General features: G+C 38.4%; 17 protein-coding genes. 5 read left to right on the top strand and 12 right to left on the bottom strand.

All coding sequences use genetic code 11. The annotated features are described in order from the left end of the window. Window positions 1-79: 79 nt before the first annotated feature. Window positions 80-2,695 carry an aminopeptidase N gene (pepN, locus tag NBG71_RS01375; RefSeq protein WP_099659759.1) on the bottom strand — a complete coding sequence of 872 codons (2,616 nt, stop codon included), beginning with the start codon at window positions 2,693-2,695 and terminating at the stop codon, window positions 80-82. Window positions 2,696-3,035: 340 nt separating this feature from the next. Here pepN and pncB point away from each other — a divergent pair, with 340 nt between their 5' ends. The 4 genes from pncB (at window position 3,036) to NBG71_RS01355 (ending at window position 8,996) form a co-directional block, all read left to right on the top strand. Next, complete coding sequence (gene pncB, locus NBG71_RS01370) at window positions 3,036-4,250, top strand: nicotinate phosphoribosyltransferase (protein ID WP_075673129.1); 1,215 nt, start codon at window positions 3,036-3,038, stop codon at window positions 4,248-4,250. A gap of 268 nt (window positions 4,251-4,518) precedes the next feature. Beyond that, window positions 4,519-5,919, top strand: a complete 1,401-nt coding sequence (gene asnS / locus NBG71_RS01365) for an asparagine--tRNA ligase (RefSeq protein WP_159241913.1) — start codon at window positions 4,519-4,521, stop codon at window positions 5,917-5,919. Window positions 5,920-6,259: 340 nt separating this feature from the next. Then, window positions 6,260-7,357, top strand: a complete 1,098-nt coding sequence (locus tag NBG71_RS01360) for a porin (protein WP_109408808.1) — start codon at window positions 6,260-6,262, stop codon at window positions 7,355-7,357. Window positions 7,358-7,805: 448 nt separating this feature from the next. Continuing rightward, window positions 7,806-8,996 carry an amino acid aminotransferase gene (locus NBG71_RS01355; protein ID WP_075673126.1) on the top strand — a complete coding sequence of 397 codons (1,191 nt, stop codon included), beginning with the start codon at window positions 7,806-7,808 and terminating at the stop codon, window positions 8,994-8,996. 154 nt (window positions 8,997-9,150) lie between these two features. On the opposite strand, the gene NBG71_RS01350 is transcribed toward NBG71_RS01355, so the two are convergent. The 8 genes from NBG71_RS01350 to cmoM form a co-directional block, all read right to left on the bottom strand. Further along, window positions 9,151-9,801, bottom strand: coding sequence for an MBL fold metallo-hydrolase (locus NBG71_RS01350; RefSeq protein WP_099659761.1), 651 nt, complete (start codon window positions 9,799-9,801; stop codon window positions 9,151-9,153). Between the two features lie 37 nt (window positions 9,802-9,838). Next, window positions 9,839-10,387: a peptidoglycan L,D-endopeptidase MepK gene (gene mepK, locus NBG71_RS01345; protein WP_099659762.1), complete on the bottom strand. Its 549-nt coding sequence runs from the start codon at window positions 10,385-10,387 to the stop codon at window positions 9,839-9,841. Window positions 10,388-10,716: 329 nt separating this feature from the next. Beyond that, window positions 10,717-12,444: a L,D-transpeptidase gene (gene ldtD / locus NBG71_RS01340; protein ID WP_250916473.1), complete on the bottom strand. Its 1,728-nt coding sequence runs from the start codon at window positions 12,442-12,444 to the stop codon at window positions 10,717-10,719. A 352-nt stretch (window positions 12,445-12,796) separates the two neighbouring features. Next, window positions 12,797-13,510: an acid phosphatase AphA gene (aphA, locus tag NBG71_RS01335; RefSeq protein ID WP_075673564.1), complete on the bottom strand. Its 714-nt coding sequence runs from the start codon at window positions 13,508-13,510 to the stop codon at window positions 12,797-12,799. A gap of 224 nt (window positions 13,511-13,734) precedes the next feature. Further along, window positions 13,735-18,195, bottom strand: a complete 4,461-nt coding sequence (gene mukB / locus NBG71_RS01330) for a chromosome partition protein MukB (RefSeq protein WP_159241910.1) — start codon at window positions 18,193-18,195, stop codon at window positions 13,735-13,737. Then, window positions 18,192-18,923 carry a chromosome partition protein MukE gene (mukE, locus tag NBG71_RS01325; RefSeq protein WP_109419886.1) on the bottom strand — a complete coding sequence of 244 codons (732 nt, stop codon included), beginning with the start codon at window positions 18,921-18,923 and terminating at the stop codon, window positions 18,192-18,194. Before mukE ends, mukB begins: the two co-directional genes overlap by 4 nt. Further along, complete coding sequence (gene mukF / locus NBG71_RS01320; RefSeq protein ID WP_075673561.1) at window positions 18,904-20,226, bottom strand: chromosome partition protein MukF; 1,323 nt, start codon at window positions 20,224-20,226, stop codon at window positions 18,904-18,906. Before mukF ends, mukE begins: the two co-directional genes overlap by 20 nt. A 9-nt stretch (window positions 20,227-20,235) precedes the next feature. Next, a complete protein-coding gene (cmoM, locus tag NBG71_RS01315) occupies window positions 20,236-21,009 on the bottom strand; it encodes a tRNA uridine 5-oxyacetic acid(34) methyltransferase CmoM (RefSeq protein WP_075673560.1) in 774 nt (257 codons plus the stop codon). A gap of 375 nt (window positions 21,010-21,384) precedes the next feature. Here cmoM and elyC point away from each other — a divergent pair, with 375 nt between their 5' ends. Next, entirely contained in the window at window positions 21,385-22,215 is an 831-nt protein-coding gene (gene elyC / locus NBG71_RS01310; protein WP_159241909.1) for an envelope biogenesis factor ElyC, read from the top strand. Window positions 22,216-22,295: 80 nt separating this feature from the next. Here elyC and kdsB read toward each other — a convergent pair whose 3' ends face one another. The 3 genes from kdsB to NBG71_RS01295 all read right to left on the bottom strand — a co-directional run bounded on the left by kdsB (window position 22,296) and on the right by NBG71_RS01295 (window position 23,872). Beyond that, complete coding sequence (gene kdsB, locus NBG71_RS01305; protein ID WP_099659767.1) at window positions 22,296-23,057, bottom strand: 3-deoxy-manno-octulosonate cytidylyltransferase; 762 nt, start codon at window positions 23,055-23,057, stop codon at window positions 22,296-22,298. A 4-nt stretch (window positions 23,058-23,061) separates the two neighbouring features. Then, the gene (locus tag NBG71_RS01300; RefSeq protein WP_004244593.1) at window positions 23,062-23,241 is read right to left on the bottom strand and encodes a Trm112 family protein; all 180 of its coding nucleotides are present in this window, start codon (window positions 23,239-23,241) and stop codon (window positions 23,062-23,064) included. A gap of 415 nt (window positions 23,242-23,656) precedes the next feature. After that, a complete protein-coding gene (locus NBG71_RS01295) occupies window positions 23,657-23,872 on the bottom strand; it encodes a cold-shock protein (protein WP_023581324.1) in 216 nt (71 codons plus the stop codon). Between the last annotated feature and the right edge of the window lie 183 nt (window positions 23,873-24,055).

Here is a 24,055-nt window from a genome sequence, read left to right as displayed (position 1 = left end):
CCCAGACTATGCTGGGGATCTAATTATCATGCTGATTTTATACTATTCACTCACTCATAAAGTGATATAAAACGTAATATTAATCAGCTAAAGCTTTGGTGATTTTCTCATATAAATCACCTGATAAATTCTCAAGTTCTTTCAGTTTTAATAACTCTGTACGCATTTTTTCTTGGCGTGTTGCATCATAACGTTTGAGACGGATAAACGGCTCAATAAGACGTGATGCAACTTGTGGATTACGGCTATTTAAGTCAGTCAGAATTTCTGTCAATAATAAGTAACCAGAACCATCTTCAGCGTGGAAAGCGACTGGGTTATTATTTACAAATGCGCCAATTAACGCACGAGTACGGTTAGGGTTTGCAAGTGTAAATGAGCGATGAGATAACAGACTACGTACTGTCTGTAACACATCTGTTGCTGGACTCATGGCTTGTAAACTAAACCATTTATCCATCACTAAACCGTCTTGATGCCATTTATCATCGAATTCTTGTAATAACGCATCTTTGCAAGGTAACTGAGCCATTACAGCAGCGCTAAGTGCGGCTAGCGCGTCGGTCATGTTATCGCTGTTGTGATATTGCGCATCAACAAGTTTGTTGCCTGTTTGCTCATTTTCAACTGCTAAATAACCTAAGCAAACATTACGTAAATCACGTTTTGCAATATCATCATGATTAACACGATAAGCACCAATATGCATTGAATGATAAACAGCAGAAAATTCATCGGCCATTTCAGTTGCCAGTGTTTTACGGATAAAACCAAGCGCTTTATGGATAGCGACAGGATCAATAATACTAAATGATTCGCCCGCTTCAACATCTGTTGGTAATGTCAGAATAAGTGCAGCTAATGCCGGATCAATATCTTTATCAAGTAATACTGCACGGAAAGCATCAACCACCATTTCAGGCAAAATGCAGGTTTCACCCTTTTGAACTCGAGCAACATTTTCTTTTATATAGCGACCTAATAATGCTTGGGCTGCATCCCAACGTGAAAATGCATTACGTGCATATTTCATTAAGAATGAGAGTTGCTCATCCGTAAATGGATAGTCTAGTTTTACAGGCGCAGAGAATTCACGTAATAAAGATGGGATCGGTTGTTCTGGCACATCGTCAAAGATAAAGTGTTGCTCTTCACGTACCACATTTAATACATTAGAAATAGTTTGACCTTGTGAACGCAGTGGGATCACATTGCCTTTGCTATCATACAATTCAATATCTAATGGAATATGTAACGGCTGTTTTTCAGTTTGATCTGCTGTCGATGGCGTCATTTGACTAACAGTTAAAGTGTATTGCTTTTTATTAGCATCATAACTATCACGAACTGTCAGTTGTGGCGTACCTGATTGGCTATACCAACGACGGAATAAAGTCAGATCAACATTAGAGGCATCTTCCATTGCTTGAATAAAATCGTCACAAGTTGCAGCACTACCATCATGACGATGAATATACATTTGAATGCCAGCTTGGAATTGCTCTTCGCCTAATAAGGTGTGGATCATTCGGATCACTTCCGAACCTTTTTCATATACCGTTAAAGTATAGAAGTTGTTCATTTCGATCACACTGTCAGGACGAATTGGATGCGCCATAGGGCTTGCATCTTCGGCGAACTGAGCAGTACGCATCACCCGTACATTATTGATACGATTAACAGAACGAGAGCCTAAATCAGAGCTAAATTCTTGATCACGGAAAACCGTTAAACCTTCTTTTAGGCTTAACTGGAACCAATCACGACAAGTGATACGGTTACCTGTCCAGTTATGGAAATATTCATGACCAATAACAGACTCAATTCCTAAATAATCTTTGTCCGTTGCCGTTTCACTTTTGGCTAGTACATATTTAGAGTTAAAGACATTCAGTCCTTTATTCTCCATCGCACCCATATTAAAGAAGTCAACAGCGACTATCATATAGATATCGAGATCGTATTCTAAATTAAAGCGAGATTGATCCCATGCCATCGCATTTTTCAATGATGTCATTGCCCAATCGGCACGATCTAAATTACCTTTATCAACAAAAAGCTCTAAAGCGACTTCACGACCGCTTTTGGTGATAAAAGTATCTCGTAATACATCAAAGTCACCCGCCACTACCGCAAATAAATAACTTGGTTTTGGATGTGGATCTTCCCATGTTACCCAATGACGGCCATCATCAAGTTCACCTTGTGCAATACGGTTACCATTTGACAATAAATAAGGATACTGTTTTTTGTCTGCGGTAATTGTTGTGGTGTAGCGAGCTAACACATCCGGTCTATCTAAATAGTAGGTAATATGGCGGAAGCCTTCAGCTTCGCACTGTGTACATAATGCATCACCAGAAACATACAGCCCTTCTAATGCTGTATTAGCCGATGGATTAATCTCGTTAACAATTTTTAATGTAAATTGCTCTGGCAATTGTTCAATGATGAGTTTGCCGTTTTCTTCTTTATAGTGTGTCCAAGCAACATCATTTACTGCAATTGACTTTAATGTTAAGTCTTCACCATCTAATACCAATGCTGTTGCATTTGAGTTTAGACGTTTACATTGACTGATCGCTGTAACCTGAGTGTTTTCTTTATCTAAGATAAAATCAAGATGTAAATCGGTGATTGTGTAGTCAGGGGCACGATAATCTTTGCGAAATTTCGCGATTCTTTGTTGTGTCATAGAAAAAACCTTTTAGTTAACACGACTATTTAACGGTTATATTACCAAAGCTTACTCGTCAAAAATCTGTTTAGCCAGTCGAATATTCAATTGAAAACATCAAAAGTCAACAGAATGTTAACAGTTTATTAATACATGTAATCAATTTATTTGGTAAATGATGCTAATATACTCCCAAATTATGTTTAACGTGGTAAACTCATCTAAGTTTTACAGCTTGTTTTTATGTCGCAGAGAAATATTGTTGAATAGTGACGCTTTGTCGTCATATTCGGGTATACTCTCCAACCTTAACGATTTAGCAGACATAAAAACGCTCCGTGAGGATGCTTGACGCGCTATGATTTTAGACGCTACACCGATTATTACATCACTGTTGGATACCGATGCATATAAGCTCCACATGCAACAAGCGGTTTACCACCATTATAGTGATATTCCTGTCGTTGCTGAGTTCCGTTGCCGGAGTGATGAACGTCTAGGTGAATATGCAACAACCTTACGCCATCAAGTTAATATGATGGCAGACCTGTCATTAACGAATGAAGAATTTGACTATCTTCAGAGTCTCCCCTTTTTCAAAGATGACTATCTGCAATGGTTTAAGCATTTCCGTTTTAAACCAGAACAAGTCGAAATTTCAACAACACCTGAAAACCAACTAACGATCAGAATAACAGGCCCTTGGCGTGAAGTTATTCTATGGGAAGTTCCTTTGTTGGCTTTAGTGAGTGAAATTGTACATCGTGCTCGCTCGCCTCAAGTCACTCCTGACGATGCAGTTAATCAACTACGTAAATTAATTGATATCTTCTACCGTGATGCTGCTGAGCAACAGATTGACTTAGCTGATTTCAAATTGATGGATTTTGGCACTCGTCGCCGTTTTTCTTATGATGTTCAGTGTGCCATTGTGGATGAGCTGAAAAATCATTTTCCCTATCTTATTGGTACAAGTAACTATCATTTAGCTGAACGGATGCAATTAGCCCCAGTGGGTACACAGGCTCACGAGTGGTTTCAAGCTCATCAACAGATTAGCCCTGAACTAGCAAACAGCCAGCGCGCCGCCTTGCAGTCTTGGTTAGATGAATATCCAGATCAATTAGGTATTGCATTAACAGATTGCATTACAATGGATGCGTTTTTGCGTGATTTTGATAAAACCTTTGCAGAGAGCTACCAAGGTTTACGTCACGACTCAGGAGATCCAATTGAATGGGGTGAAAAAGCGATCGCGCATTACGAAAAATTGGGCATTGACCCAATGAGTAAAGTATTAGTCTTTTCTGATAGTCTCGATTTTCAAAAAGCACTGGTACTTTATAAACATTTCCATAAGCGTATTCGTTTGATCTTTGGTATTGGTACTCGACTTACTTGCAACATTCCTGAAATCACACCGCTTAATATTGTGATTAAGCTGGTGGAGTGTAATGGTAAGCCAGTTGCTAAATTATCAGATAGTCCAGGCAAAACCATTTGTGAAGACAATGACTTTGTTGACAAGCTACGCAAAGCCTTTGATGTTCCTTTGGTTAAACAAGCCTGTTAATTAACGAAAAATCTTTATAAATAAAAGAAAGGGTAATAATTGCCCTTTCTTTTATTATACCTCTGCCATAACCACTACTTTCATCAATATTTCATCTATTTTTATCAATTTATTTTATACAAAAGCTTTTCTCTTCTTTATTGACTCTTTAAACTAAAATTTCCTACTTGTTTCCTGCGCTATTGCAAGTAACATAGAAAAACTGTCCGACAGGGGCAGAATGAATTAACCAAACAATTATTTTAATTAAACGAAGAGAGATTTATTTATGATCGTTGCGCCTGTAGTCGACGTACTGCAAGGCCGTATCGCGGTTGGCGAAGACGTCACCGTTCGCGGTTGGGTACGTACAAGAAGAGATTCAAAAGCTGGTATCTCATTTCTTACCGTCTATGACGGTTCCTGCTTTAATCCAGTACAGGCCATCATTAATAATAATTTACCGAATTATCAAGATGAAGTGCTGCACTTAACCACAGGCTGTTCTGTGGAAGTCACCGGTAAAATTGTTGAATCTCCGGGCCAGGGACAGAACTTTGAAATTCATGCCACCAATGTTGTTGTGGTAGGAATGGTCGATGATCCGGAAACTTATCCGATGGCCGCCAAACGTCATAGTATTGAGTACCTACGTGAAGTTGCTCACCTACGTCCTCGTACTAACTTAATTGGTGCAGTTGCTCGTGTTCGTCACACATTAGCACAAGCACTACATCGTTTCTTCAATGAACAAGGCTTCTTCTGGGTTTCTACGCCACTGATCACAGCAGCTGATACAGAAGGTGCAGGTGAGATGTTCCGTGTCTCTACATTAGATATGAACAATCTGCCACGCACAGATAAAGGCGAAGTCGATTTCAGTGAAGACTTTTTTGGCCGTGAAGCGTTTTTAACTGTTTCTGGTCAGCTAAATGGTGAAACTTACGCTTCTGCATTAAGCAAAGTGTATACTTTCGGTCCAACATTCCGTGCTGAAAACTCAAATACCAGTCGCCACCTTGCTGAATTCTGGATGGTTGAGCCTGAAGTGGCATTTGCTGATCTTAACGATATCGCAGCACTTGCCGAAAAAATGCTGAAATACACCTTTGCGGCAGTGTTAGCAGAGCGTAAAGATGATATGGAATTCTTTGCACAACGTGTCGATAAAGACGCTATCACACGCTTAGAGAACTTTATCACTTCTGATTTTGCTCAAATCGATTATACCGATGCGGTCACTGTGCTTGAAAACTGTGGTGAGAAATTTGAAAACCCAGTTTATTGGGGTGTTGACCTCTCTTCTGAGCATGAGCGTTATCTTGCAGAGAAACACTTTAAAGCACCTGTTGTTGTGAAAAACTACCCGAAAGATATCAAAGCATTCTATATGCGTATGAATGAAGACGGTAAAACAGTTGCAGCAATGGACGTATTAGCGCCGGGAATTGGTGAAATCATCGGTGGTTCTCAACGTGAAGAGCGTTTAGATATGTTTGATAAACGTTTAGACGAAATGGGAATGAGCAAAGAAGACTACTGGTGGTATCGCGACCTGCGTCGTTATGGCACTGTACCTCATTCAGGATTTGGTTTAGGTTTTGAACGTTTAGTTGCTTATGTGACCGGTGTCGCAAACGTTCGTGAAGTTATTCCATTCCCACGTACACCAAGAAATGCAGATTTTTAATTTAGTGATTAATTAGTATTCAACTGGAAATTTGCATTGCTGTTTTATTGTACTAGTTTTACTTAAATGAAGAAGCCAACCTCAAGGTTGGCTTTTTTTATGCATGGCTGTTATTTGATTCAAAAGTTCCCCAAAATACACACTTTGAAATACATAGTTACAATTTGTTACACTTTTTTCGTTTTTGTAGCAAATTGGGGGTAGATAAAATTTTTTACCAATGGAACACTGTCACCCGACACAGACGACACTTAACTCTCATAAATAGTTCCATAAAAATTAAGAAACTATTTCTGGCAGTGGCAAAGGTGTCTGAATAACACCAATGAGGGTAATAATAATGATGAAGCGCAATCTTCTTGCAGTGGTAATCCCAGCGTTAATGTTTGCTGGTGCAGCAAACGCAGCTGAAATGTACAACAAAGACGGCAACAAAGTAGACATCTACGGTAAAGTTGACGTTCGTCATTACTTCGCTGATAAAGACTCAGGTGAAGACGGTGATGCATCTCGTGCACGTATCGGCTTCAAAGGCGAAACTCAAATCAATAAAGATTTAGTTGGTTTTGGTCGTTTCGAATACGAAATCCGTACAAGTAACGCTGAAGGTGACACTGATTCACGTGCTCGTTTTGCTTATGCTGGTTTTAAATTTGCTGACTACGGTTCACTAGACTACGGTCGTAACTACGGTGTAATTTACGACACCAACGCATGGACAGACGTACTGCCTTTATGGGGCGGTGACTCCATGGCACAAACTGACGTTTACATGACTAGCCGTACTACTGGTGTTTTAACTTACCGTAATACTGATATGTTCGGTTATGTTGATGGCCTGAACTTTGCTCTGCAATACCAAGGCAAAAACAACGAAAATACTATCAACAATCGTGATGGTAAAAAAGCTAATGGTGACGGCTTCGGTTTCTCTACAGCTTATAACTTAGGCTGGGGCGTAACTCTGGGTGGTGGTTATTCAAGCTCTGCTCGTACTTCTTGGCAGCAAGATAACAGCACTGCTAAAGGTTCTCGTGCAGAAGCATGGAACGTTGGTGCTAAATTCGCAGCTAACAATGTTTACTTAGCAGCGATGTACGGTGAAACTCGTAACATGACTAGCTTCAATAAAGGCATTGCTAACAAAACTCAAAACATTGAGTTAACTGCGCAGTATGACTTTGCTGATTTAGGTCTGAAACCATCTTTAGGTTATGTTCAATCTAAAGGTAAAAGTCTGAACCAAACAACAGACACTGGTATTGCTTATGTTGGTGATGAAGATTTAGTTAAATATATCTCTGTAGGTTCTTTCTACAAATTTAACAAAAACATGACTGCAGTTGTTGATTACAAAATCAACCTGCTGAAATCTGATAACAAACTGGGCATCAACGACGACAACGTAGTTGGTTTAGGTCTGACTTATCAGTTCTAATTACCGCTTAGGTAATTAAACAGTCAAGTTAATTGATTTGAAAAGCAACACTTCGGTGTTGCTTTTTTATTTGTCCCCTTACTTCCAATCTTAATCTCTTGTTATTTAGCTCGCTTTTTTCTTCTTATTCTTAATATTTTCTTTCTTTTTATTTTTGCATTTGCAGTAGATCTGTTTATTTATTCAATGAAAAATATCGTAACTTCTTTATTTTTAATAATCTCAAAAAGTTTATCATACTAAACAATTATGTCTTTTTAGTGATTATTTTTACATGTTAATGTAATCACAGGATATTCACTTATTTACATCTTGATTTGCTATTTATTCTCACTTAGTTCACAACTTCTTGTTAATTTATCTACAAACAGTTGGCAAAAAGGCCTCATAGCGTTACTCTTGATACTCATATTTCGGCTTCGTTTTGAGCTTAGGGAACAATTACACTATGTTTGAGAAAATCATTGCTGCACCAGCCGATCCTATTCTAGGTTTAGCTGATAGTTTCCGTTCTGATCCTCGTGAAAACAAAATTAACTTAGGGATTGGTGTTTACAAGGATGAAACAGGCAAAACCCCTGTTTTGACCACAGTTAAGAAAGCAGAAAAATACCTGTTAGAAAACGAAACCACTAAAAACTACCTTCCTATTAGCGGTATCCCTGAATTTGGCAATGTGACCCAAGCACTTTTGTTTGGTGAACAACATCCTATTATCTCTGAAAAACGCGCACGCACAGCTCAAGCCCCAGGTGGTACAGGTGCATTACGTATTGCTGCTGATTTTATTGCTCAACAAACCACTGCAAAACGTGTTTGGATAAGTAATCCAACTTGGCCTAACCATAATAATATTTTCCAAACTGCGGGTCTTGAGATCTGCAATTATGATTATTACGATGCAGAAAATCATGGGTTAGATTTTGAAGGCATGTTAGCAAGCCTTGCTAAAGCTCAAGCAGGTGATGTTGTTCTGTTCCACGGTTGCTGTCATAACCCAAGCGGTATTGATCCAACTGAAGAACAATGGCGCCAATTAGCTGAACTATCAGCAGAAAAAGGCTGGTTACCTGTTTTTGACTTTGCATATCAAGGTTTTGCTCGTGGTCTAGAAGAAGATGCACAAGGCTTACGCCTCTTTGCAGAAAAAAATCCTGAGCTTATTGTTGCAAGTTCATATTCTAAAAACTTCGGTCTTTACAATGAGCGTGTAGGTGCATGTACCATTGTCACCAAAGACAGTGACACTGCTGAAAAAGCCTTTAGCCAAGCAAAAGCAATTATTCGTGCAAACTACTCAAATCCACCAGCACACGGTGCTTCTGTAGTAACAACTATTCTTTCCAACCCAGAGTTAAAAGAAGAATGGGTTGAAGAGCTAACAACCATGCGTGAACGTATTCAGCGTATGCGTCAACTGTTAGTAACCACGCTACAAGAAAAAGGTGCTAAGCAAGACTTTAGCTTTATTATCGACCAAAATGGTATGTTCTCATTTAGTGGTTTAAATAAAGAGCAAGTTGAGCGTTTACGTGCTGAATACGGTATTTATATCGTGGGATCTGGTCGTATTAACGTTGCTGGTTTAACTCTTGAGAATATGGTTCCACTATGTGAAGCCATTGTTGCAGTACTCTAATTACCTTCTAAAGTGTAATTAAGATAAATGCCACGTTATTAACAACGTGGCATTTTTATTTAACGTAATAGAAATACAAATTATATTTTTTACTGATAAAAAAGCTCTTTATAATAAAGAGCTTTCATATTTATTCGCTTATATCAGCGTACTATTACCAGATTGGCATTTCATCTTGTAAGAAAGGGTTATATTGGCGTTCATGCCCTAAATTAGACATAGGGCCATGTCCCGGAATAAACAGATAATCATCGCCTAAAGGTAAGACTTTATTTTTGATTGAAGCAATAAGATCAGCATGGTTTCCACGTGGGAAATCGGTACGACCAATACTTTCTTTGAATAATACATCTCCCATAGAGATAATCTTATTCTGATGATTTACAAAAATAATATGCCCCGGTGTATGCCCAGGGCAATGTAAAACAGCTAACGAAATTGTTTTACCGATTGTTACGGTATCACCCTCATTTAACCAACTATCTGGTGTAAATGATTTTCCACAAGGAAAATTAAACATACGACACTGCTGTTCTAATTCCTCTAATAAGAAATTATCATCTTTATGAGGACCATAAACAGGAACATTGAAGTGCTCGACAATTTGAGAGGTGCCTGCAATATGATCAAAGTGTCCGTGTGTTAATAATACTTTGGTTAATGTTAATTGGCGTGCCTCGATTTCCGCAATTAGCGTTTCGACATCTCCACCGGGATCAACAATTGCCGCTTCCTTCGTTTCATCGCACCAAATAAGGGTGCAATTTTGCATATAATTTGTCACAGGTACAATGTGATACATCATGAATCACTCCACTCTCTATTAACTAATTCTCAATAGATTACCATGAGCGAACAGGTCCTGTATCAATATGCACAAAATTACTTCTTGGATAATAGCCTACACCACCCGCTTTCATTCTTAATGCGACTTGACGAACTTTAGAAAGATCCGTGCCCACTAAACGAAAATCCATTGCTTGTCCACGTGTATGATAACTTTTCTTTGCTACACCACTACTGTTTTGGCGCAAATTATTATTAGTGACTAATGAACGATAACCAGAAATAAGTTCAACAGGCTTATTGTTATTAAGCATGACTTGCAGTAAATAGATTTGGTCAAACAATGCGGGATCGATGGTTTTGATTTTGTTTTGACGATAATCTCTAAAAAGGTGGTTTAATTTAGCAAGTTCATGTTTATTATAGCGTTTTCCATCAAAAAACTCGGCTTTAATAGTTTCACCGGTATTTAAATTATTAAAGCGAAGAATTTTTGGACGAGGTGTTGCTAATGAAGCAAATGCATGAGAAGGCAATAACCCTAACCCCACTGCGGCCATACCAAGCCCCAGCCACTTACGGCGATGCGAATCGATGATATCCATAGTATATGCACTCAACAAATTATTTCAGGAGGAAGAACCTTTATTATGACAATATTTTTCTCGAATTGTTTCTTATCGTTTGTATAGTATTGTAAATAACACTTCATTTCAATTTAATGCCATTAGTAATTTTATAAATTTAGTTATTTATACTAATCTCTATTTTTATCATTCTATTTTTAATGGAAATTTTAAAAATATTTTATAATTTATTATATTTCTAGTTATCTTATTAACGACCATAAAAAAACATTTTTATCCTATTGATTTATATAAAAATAAAGGACAGCTGAATTAGCTATCCTTTATTCAATTTATATTTATTTATATTAAAAGTATTTCTTAATATTCTCTAAATAAGGTTGTGCATTAGTAATGACTTTGTCATAACTATAAATATCTGCACGATATTGAGGTGCATTTTCCTGAGCCACCCATGCTGTTTGATAATATAAATAAACCGGAATACGTTCAGGAATTGGCGCATATTGTGTTGAACCACGTTTTAATGCTGCATCAATTCTATCTTGTTTCCATCCTGCATCACCCAATAAAATTGAAGCAAGTTCAGACGCTTTATTAACACGAATACAGCCTGAACTTATTGCTCTCATATTTTTTGAGAACAGTGAATGGTTTGGTGTGTCATGCAGATATATCGCATCTGAATTTGGCATATTAAATTTATAACGCCCTAATGAGTTTGTTGGCCCCGGAGCCTGCCAAATTCGGTAAGGGAAGTTATTTGCGCTCATATTTTGCCAATCAATGTCATAAGGGTTAATAGGATAAGCATCATTCCCCCACCCTGAATAAATAGTATATCCCTTACGACTAAAGTAACTAGGATCTGCTTTACCTCTAGGTACAATATCTTTACGAGTCATACTTGTTGGCACATTCCAAGGTGGATTAACCACAACATTATTTAATGCGCTACTCATAATCGGTGTTTTTCTATCAGGGCGACCGACAATAACTTTTGAATCAAGAATAAGCTCGTTATTGGCATAAAAATAGAGTGAAAAATCAGGAATGTTAACCCAAATTCCTGTATCTCCAATGGCAGGTGTCAGGCGAAGACGTTGAATATTTAATGCCATAATACTCGCACGTTGTGCCGGTGTCATATTTAACCACACTCGAGTTTGTCGCCCAATAATCCCATCAGGCTCTAACCCATGCGCAGTTTGAAATAATTTAACAGCCGCAACTAAAGGTGCATCATAAAGAGTTGTTGCTATTTCCTGCTCATTCGCATCTAGTTCAGGAATTAATTTTAAATTACGTAAAATCTGTCTTAGAGGGATAACTTCTTGTGATGATTGATTTGGCTTTAATGATGTTGTTCCTTGCATTTCTGGCCAAACAACTGAGCTATGTAACTGCTTACGCACTTCTTCTTTCATTAAGTTGTAATAAGGATGAGATGGTGCATAAGAAATAACAAAACTACCTAAGGTGTTATTTTGGATATTTTGCTGTAATTCTACGACTGATTTATCAGTGGGTGATGGTAATGTTTTCATCACATTACGATACAGTAAAGATATGCCTGATTTATTCACTTGCTCAACAAAACTGATATAGCCTAAAAAAGCATCTGATAAAATAAGATCACGTGCTTCTTTTGTTAATTCAGGCGTTCCTAATTGTGTTAACCATTGCCCAAATTGGGGCTGAATACCTGAAATAGCGACTTCAGCAATTTGTTGCTGTAATTGCTGTACTATTTTTTCATCTTGCCAGATTAATGCTAAGTTATTCGCTTGGTAAACTTTCACTAGCTGGGCTAAATATAACGGTTCATATCCTGTTGGGATCCACGATTGCAATTTTGTTCTTGCTTCTAACTCGGTCACTTGTGGAATATTCATTGCTACAATTGCAGGTGCTGGCATAGCTTCATTAGCTACAGGAACTAATGTCGTGTTTTCTGTTTCGGGTGCAGATAAAGTCACTGACTCTGTTTCTGTGGCCATTGCATAATGCCCAGAAAGGAGTGTACCTATAACAACTGAATATGCGATTGCTCTTTTAATTGGTTGATACGCCATAAATCCTCTACCCTCATTCCTTATTATTATTTTGGTATCCTAGAATATTAGATGAGCTTGGAGAAGAGTTTTATAGGAATAAACTAATATTTTTAAAGTTTTGTAAGCCCCTGATAGAAATTTGATTTTATTTCATCAAAAAAAGACTATTTAGTCTTTTTTATATTCAAAATATATAATTTAATTAAAGGCACAATAAAAGAACAAAAAACAGACAAATTAAAAATAGACTATTAATGAATAATAAAGAATTGTGAATGGATAATAAGATTATTTAAATGGAAGGTATTTTAAAATAGAAAAAGGCGCAGTTTCCTACGCCTTACAAATAAAGGTAAACAAAGGGTAAAGATTAGTACTCTGAATTGATAACTACTTCTTCACCAAATTGACCTGCTTTTGGCAGTGGTTGGTAAGAAGAGTTAGCTGCACGCAGAATACGGATACCACGGATGTTCAGCTCATCTGCTGCTGCGATATCTGCATCAGCATCACCGTAGTAAATTTTCAGTTTATGATCACGCATCCAGCTTACTTTATTATTTGCGCCAGGTTGGTCACCAGCAAAAATAACAGGCTGCATTTTATCAGCAGGAATGTTTAAGCCTTCTTGTACATACTTGGTCACAGTCTCAGTTTTAGTCTGAGTACGACCAGTAATGAAATAAACAGTATCACCACGTTTTAAGTGCATTTGAACAAGATCGATACCGACTTGTTTAGGCATACTGAATTTATCCCACTCGTTATTCATTTTTTCCCAGAATTCTGGGTTTTTCAGGTAGCTGAAATCGTTTGGAGAATATTCCAGTTTACCGCGGTAAAAACCTGGGCTTGAGAACAGAACGGTGTCATCAATATCAAAACCCACAGCCATTGGTGCTTGGCCTGCTAAGCTTTTCTCGATATCTGCAACAGAAACCCAGTTAATTGGTTGCTGTTGTGCAAGTTGTGCAACCGTAACACCAGGGCTTACCACTTCTGGCATATGAACTTTTGCCATTGCTGCGCCATTTAAGCTTAACGCCAAAGCAATTGCACTAAAAGCTAACGTGACTTTACGCATTCTCTTTCCTTTAAATTTTTATATTAATCACATACGGGAACAATCATAAACATCATGATTACATTTAAATGAGATATAGCGCACGTTATGCTACTTATAATTTCATTTTTTTGTTAATTTACTTTCATTTTTTGATCTATGTAACACTTTAAAAAAGAAGGCGCTATAAGCATAAGCCCGTAGCGCCCTTGTTCTTGCCCTTTGAGGCGAATAATGAAATAAAATTATTCTGTTATTTCAGCAACATTTGATGATGCAATTTTATCTTTTTCAGCCTGTTGACCAAAACCTTTTAATCCAACAACGTGTACATGCTCAGTACCATTGAACACTTTACGTACTAATTTATAGGTTGTTCCTTTTTCTGGGCTGATATTTTCTGGTGCTGCAATAATTAATTGCATATCAAGACGATCACAAAGCTCAAATAACGTTGCGATAGACTTCGCATCTAGACGTGCTGCTTCGTCGAGGAAGAGCAAACGACAAGGAGAAATATCTTTTCCTCTTAAACGTCGTGATTCTTCTTCCCAGCTCTGTACAACCATCACCAGAATTGACATCCCTGTACCAATTGCTTCACCAGTTGATAAAGCACCACTTTCTGCTTTTAACCAACCTTCTGGTCCACGATTAACCTCAACATCCATTTCAAGGTAATTACGGTAATCTAACAGCTCTTCACCCACAGTTTGTGGCATACGTTGACCAATATCTACTTGAGGGTTTAAACGCTGATAAAGTTTCGCCATTGCTTCGGAGAAAGTCAGGTTTTGGTTTTTAAATAGATCTTGATACTGGTTATCTTCTTCTGATAACACATCCAATAACACTTGGTGACTTTCACGGATATTGACGTTGAGTCGGACACCACGCACCTGACCAAATGAAACCGCTTGCAAACCTTGGTTTAGCATACGAATACGGTTTTGCTCACGCTGAATAGTTTTACGAATAATATTCGCGACGCTTCGTGAGCTAATCGCTAATTTTTGCTCACGGCTAGTTAACTCTTCAGTTAAGCGAGCAAGCTCGATTTCCATCTGTTCAATTGCATCAACTGGATCATCCGTTTTAATGATGTCTTGGCGAATACGTTCTCTTAAATGCTGATATACCGCAATAAAGAACTGAACTTTACGATCGGGATATTTCGCATCTTCTGAGCGACGTAGCGCATCACGTAAATATTCATTATCAGCAACCGCTTGGCGTAATGCACCTAACGCTTTATCCGACATTGAACGTAATTCATCAGCAGAAAGATAAGCAAAGTCTCGACGATGTAAACGACGCTCCATTCCATTTTCTTTTACTAATCGCATAACCGCGCACCAACCCGCTTTTGCACTCACAACATGCTCACGAATTTGAACGTAGTCACGTTCCAGTTTACGAATTTTCTTGGTGAGATTATCTCGCTCAGCTTCACTTAGTGCGATATCTCGCTCAAGTTGGCTAATACGTGTACGGTTTGCACTTACTGCAGAATAGCGTTGATCGCGCAGTTCTTTGGCTCTGGCTTCTGCACCTATATCAATATGGATCCCTGTATCACGCATCTCTTGCTCAAGCTCTCTGAGTAATTCAGATTTAGTATCAAAGGAGCTTTTTAATGATGCGAGTACTTGATTAAATTGAGCACATTGCGCTTGTTGCTGACGATAAAGTTCTCTTGCTGTAGCGCGTTCTGTTTCTGCCATTTCTAAGCGGTGACGTAGCTTCTCGTTAAGATCACTATTTTCACTGACAATTTCAACGGCATCGCTATAACTAAAGTGAGGACGGCGCTGTACCACTTCCACCAGCAAGAAAGCTTGTTGCTGATAACGTTGCTGTTCTGCTTTTGCTTGTTCGTAATCTTGGGCTAATTGTTCATGCGCTTGTGGATCACTTTGCAAGATTGAAGCGATAGGCTCTAACGTTGCTAATGCTTTTTCATGACGTTGCAAGTGACGCATTGACTCTTCAGCGGCATACAGCTCTTCACGTAACTCTTCAACACGATCAATCAGTGTTTCATCCATCAAGATATTAACTTGAGGAATAAGTTTATTAAGAAGATTTAGAGATTCTTTAGCGCGCGCATAATGTTGACGCTGTTGCTGAGTACTCTCTTCGTATTGTGTTAATGCTCTTTCTAGCTCGTTACGTCTTTGGTTGAGTTGACGAATATCCTCTTCAGGATCCGCCTCAAATGCTACAGAAATATGTTGTCCCACAAACTGACTAAAGGCATGGTGAGCACGTTGGATCTTCTGTACATCAAAAGCTTGTGTCGCGTAAAGTTCAGAAAGCTCATCGCGCTGGCGAGATAAAATTTCTAACTGATTTTCACGCGCAGCTCGACCAAACAGCGGGATTTCAGGATAGCGAGAATAACGCCATTGTCTATCAGAACTTTTAATAAGAACGGCTTTATCCAACTCTTGCGCATTAAATACACTGTCATCGAAAGATTGTGGATCACCTTCGATAAAATAGAGATCTTCAGGGCAATCATCTAGCGTTTCTAATTGCGCCTGAACTTGTGATAGATCTTGTACAACAATCGCATGACGTGCTGGACCATATAATGCAGAGAAATAAGGCGCATCATCTAACGTAATATCATCATAAATTTCTGATAATAAAACACCATTAAAGCGTTCAGCTAACGTAATTAATCGCCCATCTTCAGCACCACTTGGCTGACTTAAACGTTCAATTTGCGCTTCAGTCTGTTGTTTACGAGTTGCAGTTTCATCACGTAATACAGTGGCTTCACGCTCTTTTTCAAGTAACTGTTGCATATATTCTGTTACTTGATGACCGGTTTCAAAAGATTGACGAGTTTGCTCACATAATTGTGTTAACGCATCTTGTGCCGCAAGCCATGCAGGTGCTTGTTTTCTCAGTTTTTCAATTTGTTGTTTAAGTTGATCTAACTCTTGGCGCATTTGCATGCGCTGCTCGCCAGATTCATTAACGTAATCGCTAAGCTCTTCAATTTTTGCTTCTAATTCATCTTGAAGAATTAACAGATCATCAGGCTCCATCGATTTACCATGATGTTTGTTAAATTCTTCAAGTTGACGTTCTGCATTGTTTCGCTGATGTAAACGCTGTTCTAATTCAGCTAATTGCATACGAATAGGATGAACCCTATCCGCTTGATGTCGATGAGAAGACCACTCACGTAATGCCGTTTTTGCAGCATCCCATGCATTTTGACGTTCAACTTCACCAACAATTGAACTCACCAGTTTATAGGCTTGATCGAATTGTGTTTTCGCTGCTTCAGAAACATTAAGTTTCTGCTCCATAGAAAGTAATGAATGCGTAATGGTTTGAATTTTTGCTTGGATCCGTTCAGCCCATTGCTCTGCATTAGTTTCATCTAAATCCGTAATATCACATTGTGCTTTAGCACGTTCTAAAGCCTGCACAGCTTGGCGATATTGAATAGCTCGTGTTTGTTGTACGTCTAATGCTTGCTGATAGTCTGCTAACTGATTTTTCAGTTCATCGACTTCTTCTTCTGCCGCTTCTACACGTGCTTCAAGCTCTTCTTTCTTAGATGCGGCTTCTTCAACCACTTCGCTTTGTTCTTCTAAGCGAAAAGTTATCTCTTCAACATCAGCAACATAGCGGTCAATTTTCTCTTGTTGGCGAACTGCATTTTGTACTAAATTTAATCGGTCACTTGCCGCTTGATAATCCGCTTCAAGATCAGAAGATAATGCTTGTTGCTCTTCTAATTCTTTACCCATTTCAACAAAACGATACGCTTCACTATTAATGGATTTACGCTGGCTCCATAACTCACGGCGCACGGTTAAAGCTTCATCTAAATGAATTCGTCGTTCATTGGCATGACGCATATAGTCAGCAGCAACATAAGATGTCGCTTCTGTAATTAAGTGCTTAAATAAGTCACGATCAGATTGAGTGACACGAATGGCTTCAAGCGTCATTCGATTTTCACGCAATGCACCTTCCATATCTTGGAAAGCTTTTCTTACACCGCTATTCTCAGGCAGTAAATAATCACGTAAAGAGCGTGTAATCGCACTTGAAATACCGCCATACAATGAGGCTTCAATTAAACGATAGAATTTGGCGCGATCACTCGCTGAACGTAAACGTTTAGGAATAACCCCTAAATCAAACATCACCGCATGGAAATCAGTGATAGAGTTAAATTGTCTGAAAACAACCCCATCAATGGCTTCAACTTTTTCTTTTAATTCATTCAGCGGTAAAACACGAGCTTGGCGATCCGCAACAGCTTGAGTCAAAATTTCTGTTGGATTTTCTGCCATTGGCAGCCCTTGGATCATAAAGGGTTTGATATCAACTTTCTTATCACGCCCTGCAATTTGCTGTAAACGGACACCAACCACAGCACGTAAGTGACGCGAGTTAATCACATCCAATACGGCATAACACACACCAGGACGCAGTTTCCCGTATAGCCCTTTATCACGTGACCCGCTTGTCGATCCTGCTTCTGTGGTATTACGGAAATGAAGCAAAGTAAGATCAGGGATCATGGCTGTGATAAATGCAGCCATCGTGGTTGATTTACCCGCACCATTACCACCTGATAACGTAGTCACCAACTCATCTAAATCAAAAGTACGAGCAAAAAACCCATTCCAGTTGATAAGTGTTAATGAGCGAAATTTTCCCCGTTCAATCATTTATTTTCTCCCTCCGCATCATTTTCACTGGATTGTAATTGCTCATCTTCATTTTCTTCATCATCGTTGAGAGTTTCTGAGCTATCTTCAAGCGCCATTGCTTCACCATCACGGATCATTCGCATTTGAGCCTCAAGTGGAGAATCGCCACTACGCACATCGGCACCAAAGCGGAAAACAGATTCGGTAATAGAAAAACGTTGCATATCATTTAATAAGAATGAAATCATGCCTAAACGACGTAAACGATTTAGCGAAGTTCTCATCTTTTCTTGTAATTTTTGCAAATCAAGATCAGAACCTGTTGAGCGCTGATTCACTAAACGTAAAAGCTTGGTTTCATCTGCTAATGTTCTTAATTCATCGAACAGCTCTTGAACGGTGAATATTCCCTGATTCGCTAATCGTTCAGGGCTAAGATAGAGATAGCAAAGAATTTTCCCCACCAACATATCCATTTCAGAGAGAACAGAGCGTGGAATAAGTGTGGTTGAGCGAGGCCGCAAATAGAAGAAACCTTCTGGTGCACGAATTAATTCGACGTTATAACGCGCATAAAAGTCTGATAACTCATCTTGGAAATCCATCAAGAAAGCATGATTATCCAGAGAGTCTATACCGATATGTCGACCTGCACGTAACTGGCTATCCAGTTCAGGAAAAAGTGAGTTCGCTAATGCCTGCGCCAGTTTTGCTGGCATAAATTGTTCAGTATGTATCGATGACATGCGCTTGTACCTTAGCTCCATATTCGTTAATTTCTGACCATTTTGCAGGTAATCCTGCGAGCTCAGCTTTCGCCACACCTAATCGTACTGCTTGATCAATAACAATACGTGCAACATCGAAATGTTTCTGTTGCGGATAACGATTAAGGTATTCAACTAACACTGAACTGAGATCTAATGCTCGTTGTTCCAATTTGTAAGAAGCAAGCTCTTGCTCTACCCATTGCGCTATTTGTTCATTCACTTCACTGAACATTTGATATTCAAGCTCTTCAGGTAACTCACCCGTGACTTCTTCATCACGTAGAACCAGTTCTTCATCACGCATATCAAACAACCGATCAGCATTAGCGTAAGTTAATGCCCATGGGCTGTCGAAATAGTTTTGTACGGATTGACGTAAACGACGAGAGAAAATACGGTTTTTATCCATATCAATCGCTGTACGAATAAATTTATGGACATGTCTATCGTATCCAATCCATAAATCAATAGATTGCTGACCCCAACTAATAATGCGGTCTAACTTGCTTTGAAGTTCAAATACTAATGTATCAATTTGCTCAACATGACCAGAATTCATGTTTGCTTCTTGAATACGTAAGAGATTCGCTTGAAGTTTATCACCAGCAGCTTCAAGGGTATCTTGTAGTTCTCTTAATGTACCCGAGGTTTCAGATAACAATTGTTCACAACTTGAAATGGCGGCTTGCCAGTCTTGGTTTAATAGCGCAGCAATATCTTCTTTTACTGTATTTTGTTGCTCATCCATGATCCGCTGAGACAAATCAATGCTATCGAAAATTTCTGCCACTGAATATTTTAAAGGTGCAAAAACGTTGCGATGCCAATGATATTCATCACCACCATCTTCCGCAGAGCTGGCTGCTGAATCCAGCTCACCCGCCACAATGGAAAGTTGCATAGATAGGCGCAATGATGAAAATTCACGTTGGCGAATATAGTAATCACTAATTCCAATACCCAACGGGGTTAAACGGTATATTGCATTACCTTCTACCAATTCACTGGTAAAACGGTTAAAAAGTCGCTGCTTTACCATGTCATTAATGGCATTATTTGCACGAACTTGGATTGATTCTGCGGGTTGTTCGAAGCCTTTACATACTTCTCGAAAGGCATCAATTAACTCCCCTTCACTGATTTCGCCATCAAGGCGCTCGCTGTTTAATACAGCGACAGCCATCAAAAAAGCTAATCTTTCTGGTGGCAGTGAGATTGAGAAATCATTTTTTCTCGCCCAAGACACTAACTCAGGAACTGTCTGGGTAAAATCACTCATAGTACATCCTTAATTTACACGCTTTTGTGCCATGACATGAATGTAACGCCCCAGACTGATATAGGGCTCTTGCCGACAATATCGTTGCTCTAATGCAAGCAACGATGGAAAATCTTTATTTTGTAACTGACGACTTTGCAAATAATCATGGAAAACACGGACACCCGTTTTTCCTAATATTGTCATTGAAAACTCATCTAGCCATTGATAAACATCTTCGGGTTGCAATGGATTTTGAGGTGATAGCGATTTTTTTCTTCTACGCGGGATCTCAGGATTTGCCAGATGAAAATTCCCTAAAATCGCATTTCTCATGACAATGCCATTCGCATTGTAAAACATCAGCGATAAGATACCATTAGGTAACAACATATCGGTAAGAACATTTACGGCGTTTTTCTGATCCGTGATCCATTCCAATACTGCATGAAATAGAATTAAATCAACCCCTTCATCTATATGCTCTTTAATCTCTTGAGCAGCACAACAAATAAACGCCATGTTCTCGACAACACCCTCTTCAATCGCAGCCTCTTGTGCACGATTAAGCATCTCTTGTGATAAATCACATAAGATAATTTGGTGTCCTAATTTAGCAAGCTGACGAGAGAAATAACCTTCACCTCCACCTGCATCTAAAATACGCAAACTTCGACTAGGTAAGAGGGCCAATAATTGTTGTAAATCTTCCCAAATCACCGCTTGACGTATTTTACCCTTTGTTGTGCCATAGATATTGCGGGAGAATTTATCTGCAATATCGTCAAAATTACGATCTGACATTAAAACGCCTCATGATAACAACTTACTACTTGCGCTCTTTGCGTTCTGATAAATTCAAAAATATGAGACACTGTACATAAATAAAGACGGCAATTTTACCAGTGTTCTATGATACTGACTGTTTTCTCTCAAGAAATAAGTCATGAATCAGATTATTCGCAAAGCGCAGTATAAATATAACGCTTATTAATGAAAAAATTAACGTTCAAACGTTTATCGTTTTATAAATAATTAAACGGTTCTTTATTTCTATTGATGAAAACTTAGTGAAACGTTGTTGTGTTAGCTATTTTGACACAACGTCTTGGAATTCCCCTAGTTTTCACTAAGCTTTCACTATCAATTGCATGTATTTCACTCAATCTAGGATGATTTATGCTGTTTTTGCTCAAAAAATATGTTGCAGGCTTTCTGATGCCCTTGCCTTTGCTCTTATTAATCGCCTTTTTTGCATTAGCACTACTTTGGTTTACTCGTTGGCAAAAAACTGGAAAAAGCCTACTCACTGTTGTGCTTGTTCTGTTAACTATTTTAGGCATACAACCTGTTGCCGATACACTATTAATGCCTAGTGAAAAAGAGTATCAAGCTCGTTATGAATTACGAGAAAATTCGCAACAAGATGTGAACTACATTGTTGTTTTAGGTGGTGGATTTACTTATAACCCAGATTGGGCCCCCAGTTCTAATCTTCTTAATAATAGTTTATTTCGTGTTGCTGAAGGTGTAAGACTTTATTATCGCAATCCTAATGCGATAATGATTTTTACAGGTGGTGCCGGTGCTAATCAAATAAGTAGTGCAGAAGTAGCAGCTCAGGTAGCGCAATCTTTGGGTGTACCTGCTGAGAGAACTATCGCATTATCAACACCGAAAGATACTGAAGAAGAAGCCTATGAAGTTGATAAATTAATTGGTAAGAAACCATTTTTACTTGTGACGTCTGCCAATCATTTAGCACGCGCGGAACGTTTCTTTTTAGCCCGAGGCATGAAACCTATTGTTGCACCAGCTAACCAACTGGCTATCTCTTCACCATTACATCCTTGGGAAAAATATTTTCCTTCTGCGACTTATTTTCAACACAGTGAACGTGCATGGTATGAGTTTCTAGGGTCGGTGTGGCAATCAGTAAAACCAGCTGGCCAACCCGCAATTATTCCTGAAAATGAAAGTCATCAATCTGATAAAGAAGAAAACCAATAATTAGAAATATTTTTGCTAACTGATGCAAAAACAGCACTTAATTTAAGTGCCGTTGAAATTTATTTGTTACTGTTAAAAAATCAGAACTCTTGGTTAAGTGCTCGATATGCAGCTCTGGCGGCAACAAGATCATCTTGAGTATCTACACCCACACCCGGAACTTCTAATGCTTTTGCAACATGGATTTTTTCGCCATACCACAGCACTCGCAGTTGCTCTAACATTTCAATAGATTCTAATGGGCTTGGCTCCCAAGTAATATATCGACGAATAAAGCCTGCACGATAAGCATAAATCCCAATATGACGAAGATAATGCTCACCAATTTCATCATGTGATAAATTAAAACGGTCTCTTTCCCAAGGAATGGTTGCACGAGAAAAATAAAGTGCGAAACCTTTTGCATCCATCACGACTTTCACCGCATTAGGGTTAAAAGCTTCTTTTGAGTCAACAATAGGCACTGCTAATGTTGCCATTCCTGCACCACAACTCGCCAAATTTTCGGCTACTTGAGTAATAATCACAGGGGGAATAAGAGGCTCATCACCTTGTACGTTAACGATTATCTCATCATCCGAAAATTTATATTTTTCAATGACTTCCGCTAAACGTTCTGTGCCCGAATGGTGATCTTCGCGAGTCATGCAGGCTTCTCCACCCGCATTTTCAACTGCTGCAACAACATCTAAATTATCGGTTGCAACAATGACACGGTTTGCACCAGAGCGCATAGCTTGTTCCATTACACGAACAATCATAGGTTTGCCATGAATATCCGCGAGGGGTTTACCCGGTAAACGGGTCGATGCATATCGACCAGGGATAATGACCGTGAACATGAAGTTACTTTTCCTCTTCTAGTGATAATTCTCTTGCTTCATTCTCTAGAAGAACGGGGATATTGTCACGAACAGGATAAGCTAAATGATCAATTTTGCAGATAAGCTCTGAATTTTCTTTATCAAAGATAAGTTTGCCGTGGCAAACTGGGCAAGCAATAATTTCGAGTAAGCGGTGATCCATTTTGTCCCTCTCAAGGGTTAATCATTTTATATGGCAAAAGGATATCATAAGGAATGATCAGCGTTAATACTCAAAACCTCCCGTTTAGTGATAATTCGAAAATTATTTTAGTTATTAATAAATTTATTATTTTCTCTTTTACTATAAGCAACAAAAAAGCCACATTAATGTGGCTTTTTATCGTTGAGTCTGCAACATCATTAATAAAGAATTACATTCAGCTTTTATTGATAATAATTTAACCTTTTCATTATCTTTATTGCATTCTAATTAACGAAACGACTCTTTTATATTACTTATTCGGCTTGGTGATAAACTATTGTCGCTTATCCACCTCAAATTAGGTATAAACGATAATTTAATCTTAATGCTAAACTATCGTTTTATCTACATATTTAACAAGGCTAAACCTTATTTAAAACCCGATAACATCAGCGGCTTCTAAACCTGCTGCTGTTCTGATAACAGAAAACTCAACATCTTGACCTTCTGTTAGTGCTTTATTTTTTGTATTGGCAATCGCTTTTTTATTGACATAAACTTCTTGTTCAATATCTCTTGCAACAATAAGACCATAACCTTTGTTATTGTCGAACCATTTTACGCGACCCATTCTTAATTGTAATGTCATGATAGATAAACTCCTTTTGTTCTTTGTATAGTTTTATTTTCCTATACAAATGCATCCTACTTTTTATTAAGTCTTCTTATATAAAAACCCCAATTAAATTCTGAACACATTAATTTAAGTAGTGCATTTTATTATTCGATATAAATGTTCAAAACCGTGATAGCTAAGCTTAATAAATATTAT

The organism is Proteus sp. FZP2095 (assembly GCF_023701425.1).
Classification (GTDB): domain Bacteria; phylum Pseudomonadota; class Gammaproteobacteria; order Enterobacterales; family Enterobacteriaceae; genus Proteus; species Proteus cibarius.
Note: the sequence above shows the minus strand (reverse complement) of the source record. Positions and strands in the feature narration are given on the sequence as shown.

What these genes read in the sequence shown, in the direction of transcription:
- pepN (WP_099659759.1), bottom strand. Translation starts at nt 2,695, where the DNA reads ATGACACAACAAAGAATCGCGAAATTTCGCAAAGATTATCGTGCCCCT.
- pncB (WP_075673129.1), top strand. Translation starts at nt 3,036, where the DNA reads ATGATTTTAGACGCTACACCGATTATTACATCACTGTTGGATACCGAT.
- asnS (WP_159241913.1), top strand. Translation starts at nt 4,519, where the DNA reads ATGATCGTTGCGCCTGTAGTCGACGTACTGCAAGGCCGTATCGCGGTT.
- NBG71_RS01360 (WP_109408808.1), top strand. Translation starts at nt 6,260, where the DNA reads ATGATGAAGCGCAATCTTCTTGCAGTGGTAATCCCAGCGTTAATGTTT.
- NBG71_RS01355 (WP_075673126.1), top strand. Translation starts at nt 7,806, where the DNA reads ATGTTTGAGAAAATCATTGCTGCACCAGCCGATCCTATTCTAGGTTTA.
- NBG71_RS01350 (WP_099659761.1), bottom strand. Translation starts at nt 9,801, where the DNA reads ATGATGTATCACATTGTACCTGTGACAAATTATATGCAAAATTGCACC.
- mepK (WP_099659762.1), bottom strand. Translation starts at nt 10,387, where the DNA reads ATGGATATCATCGATTCGCATCGCCGTAAGTGGCTGGGGCTTGGTATG.
- ldtD (WP_250916473.1), bottom strand. Translation starts at nt 12,444, where the DNA reads ATGGCGTATCAACCAATTAAAAGAGCAATCGCATATTCAGTTGTTATA.
- aphA (WP_075673564.1), bottom strand. Translation starts at nt 13,510, where the DNA reads ATGCGTAAAGTCACGTTAGCTTTTAGTGCAATTGCTTTGGCGTTAAGC.
- mukB (WP_159241910.1), bottom strand. Translation starts at nt 18,195, where the DNA reads ATGATTGAACGGGGAAAATTTCGCTCATTAACACTTATCAACTGGAAT.
- mukE (WP_109419886.1), bottom strand. Translation starts at nt 18,923, where the DNA reads ATGTCATCGATACATACTGAACAATTTATGCCAGCAAAACTGGCGCAG.
- mukF (WP_075673561.1), bottom strand. Translation starts at nt 20,226, where the DNA reads ATGAGTGATTTTACCCAGACAGTTCCTGAGTTAGTGTCTTGGGCGAGA.
- cmoM (WP_075673560.1), bottom strand. Translation starts at nt 21,009, where the DNA reads ATGTCAGATCGTAATTTTGACGATATTGCAGATAAATTCTCCCGCAAT.
- elyC (WP_159241909.1), top strand. Translation starts at nt 21,385, where the DNA reads ATGCTGTTTTTGCTCAAAAAATATGTTGCAGGCTTTCTGATGCCCTTG.
- kdsB (WP_099659767.1), bottom strand. Translation starts at nt 23,057, where the DNA reads ATGTTCACGGTCATTATCCCTGGTCGATATGCATCGACCCGTTTACCG.
- NBG71_RS01300 (WP_004244593.1), bottom strand. Translation starts at nt 23,241, where the DNA reads ATGGATCACCGCTTACTCGAAATTATTGCTTGCCCAGTTTGCCACGGC.
- NBG71_RS01295 (WP_023581324.1), bottom strand. Translation starts at nt 23,872, where the DNA reads ATGACATTACAATTAAGAATGGGTCGCGTAAAATGGTTCGACAATAAC.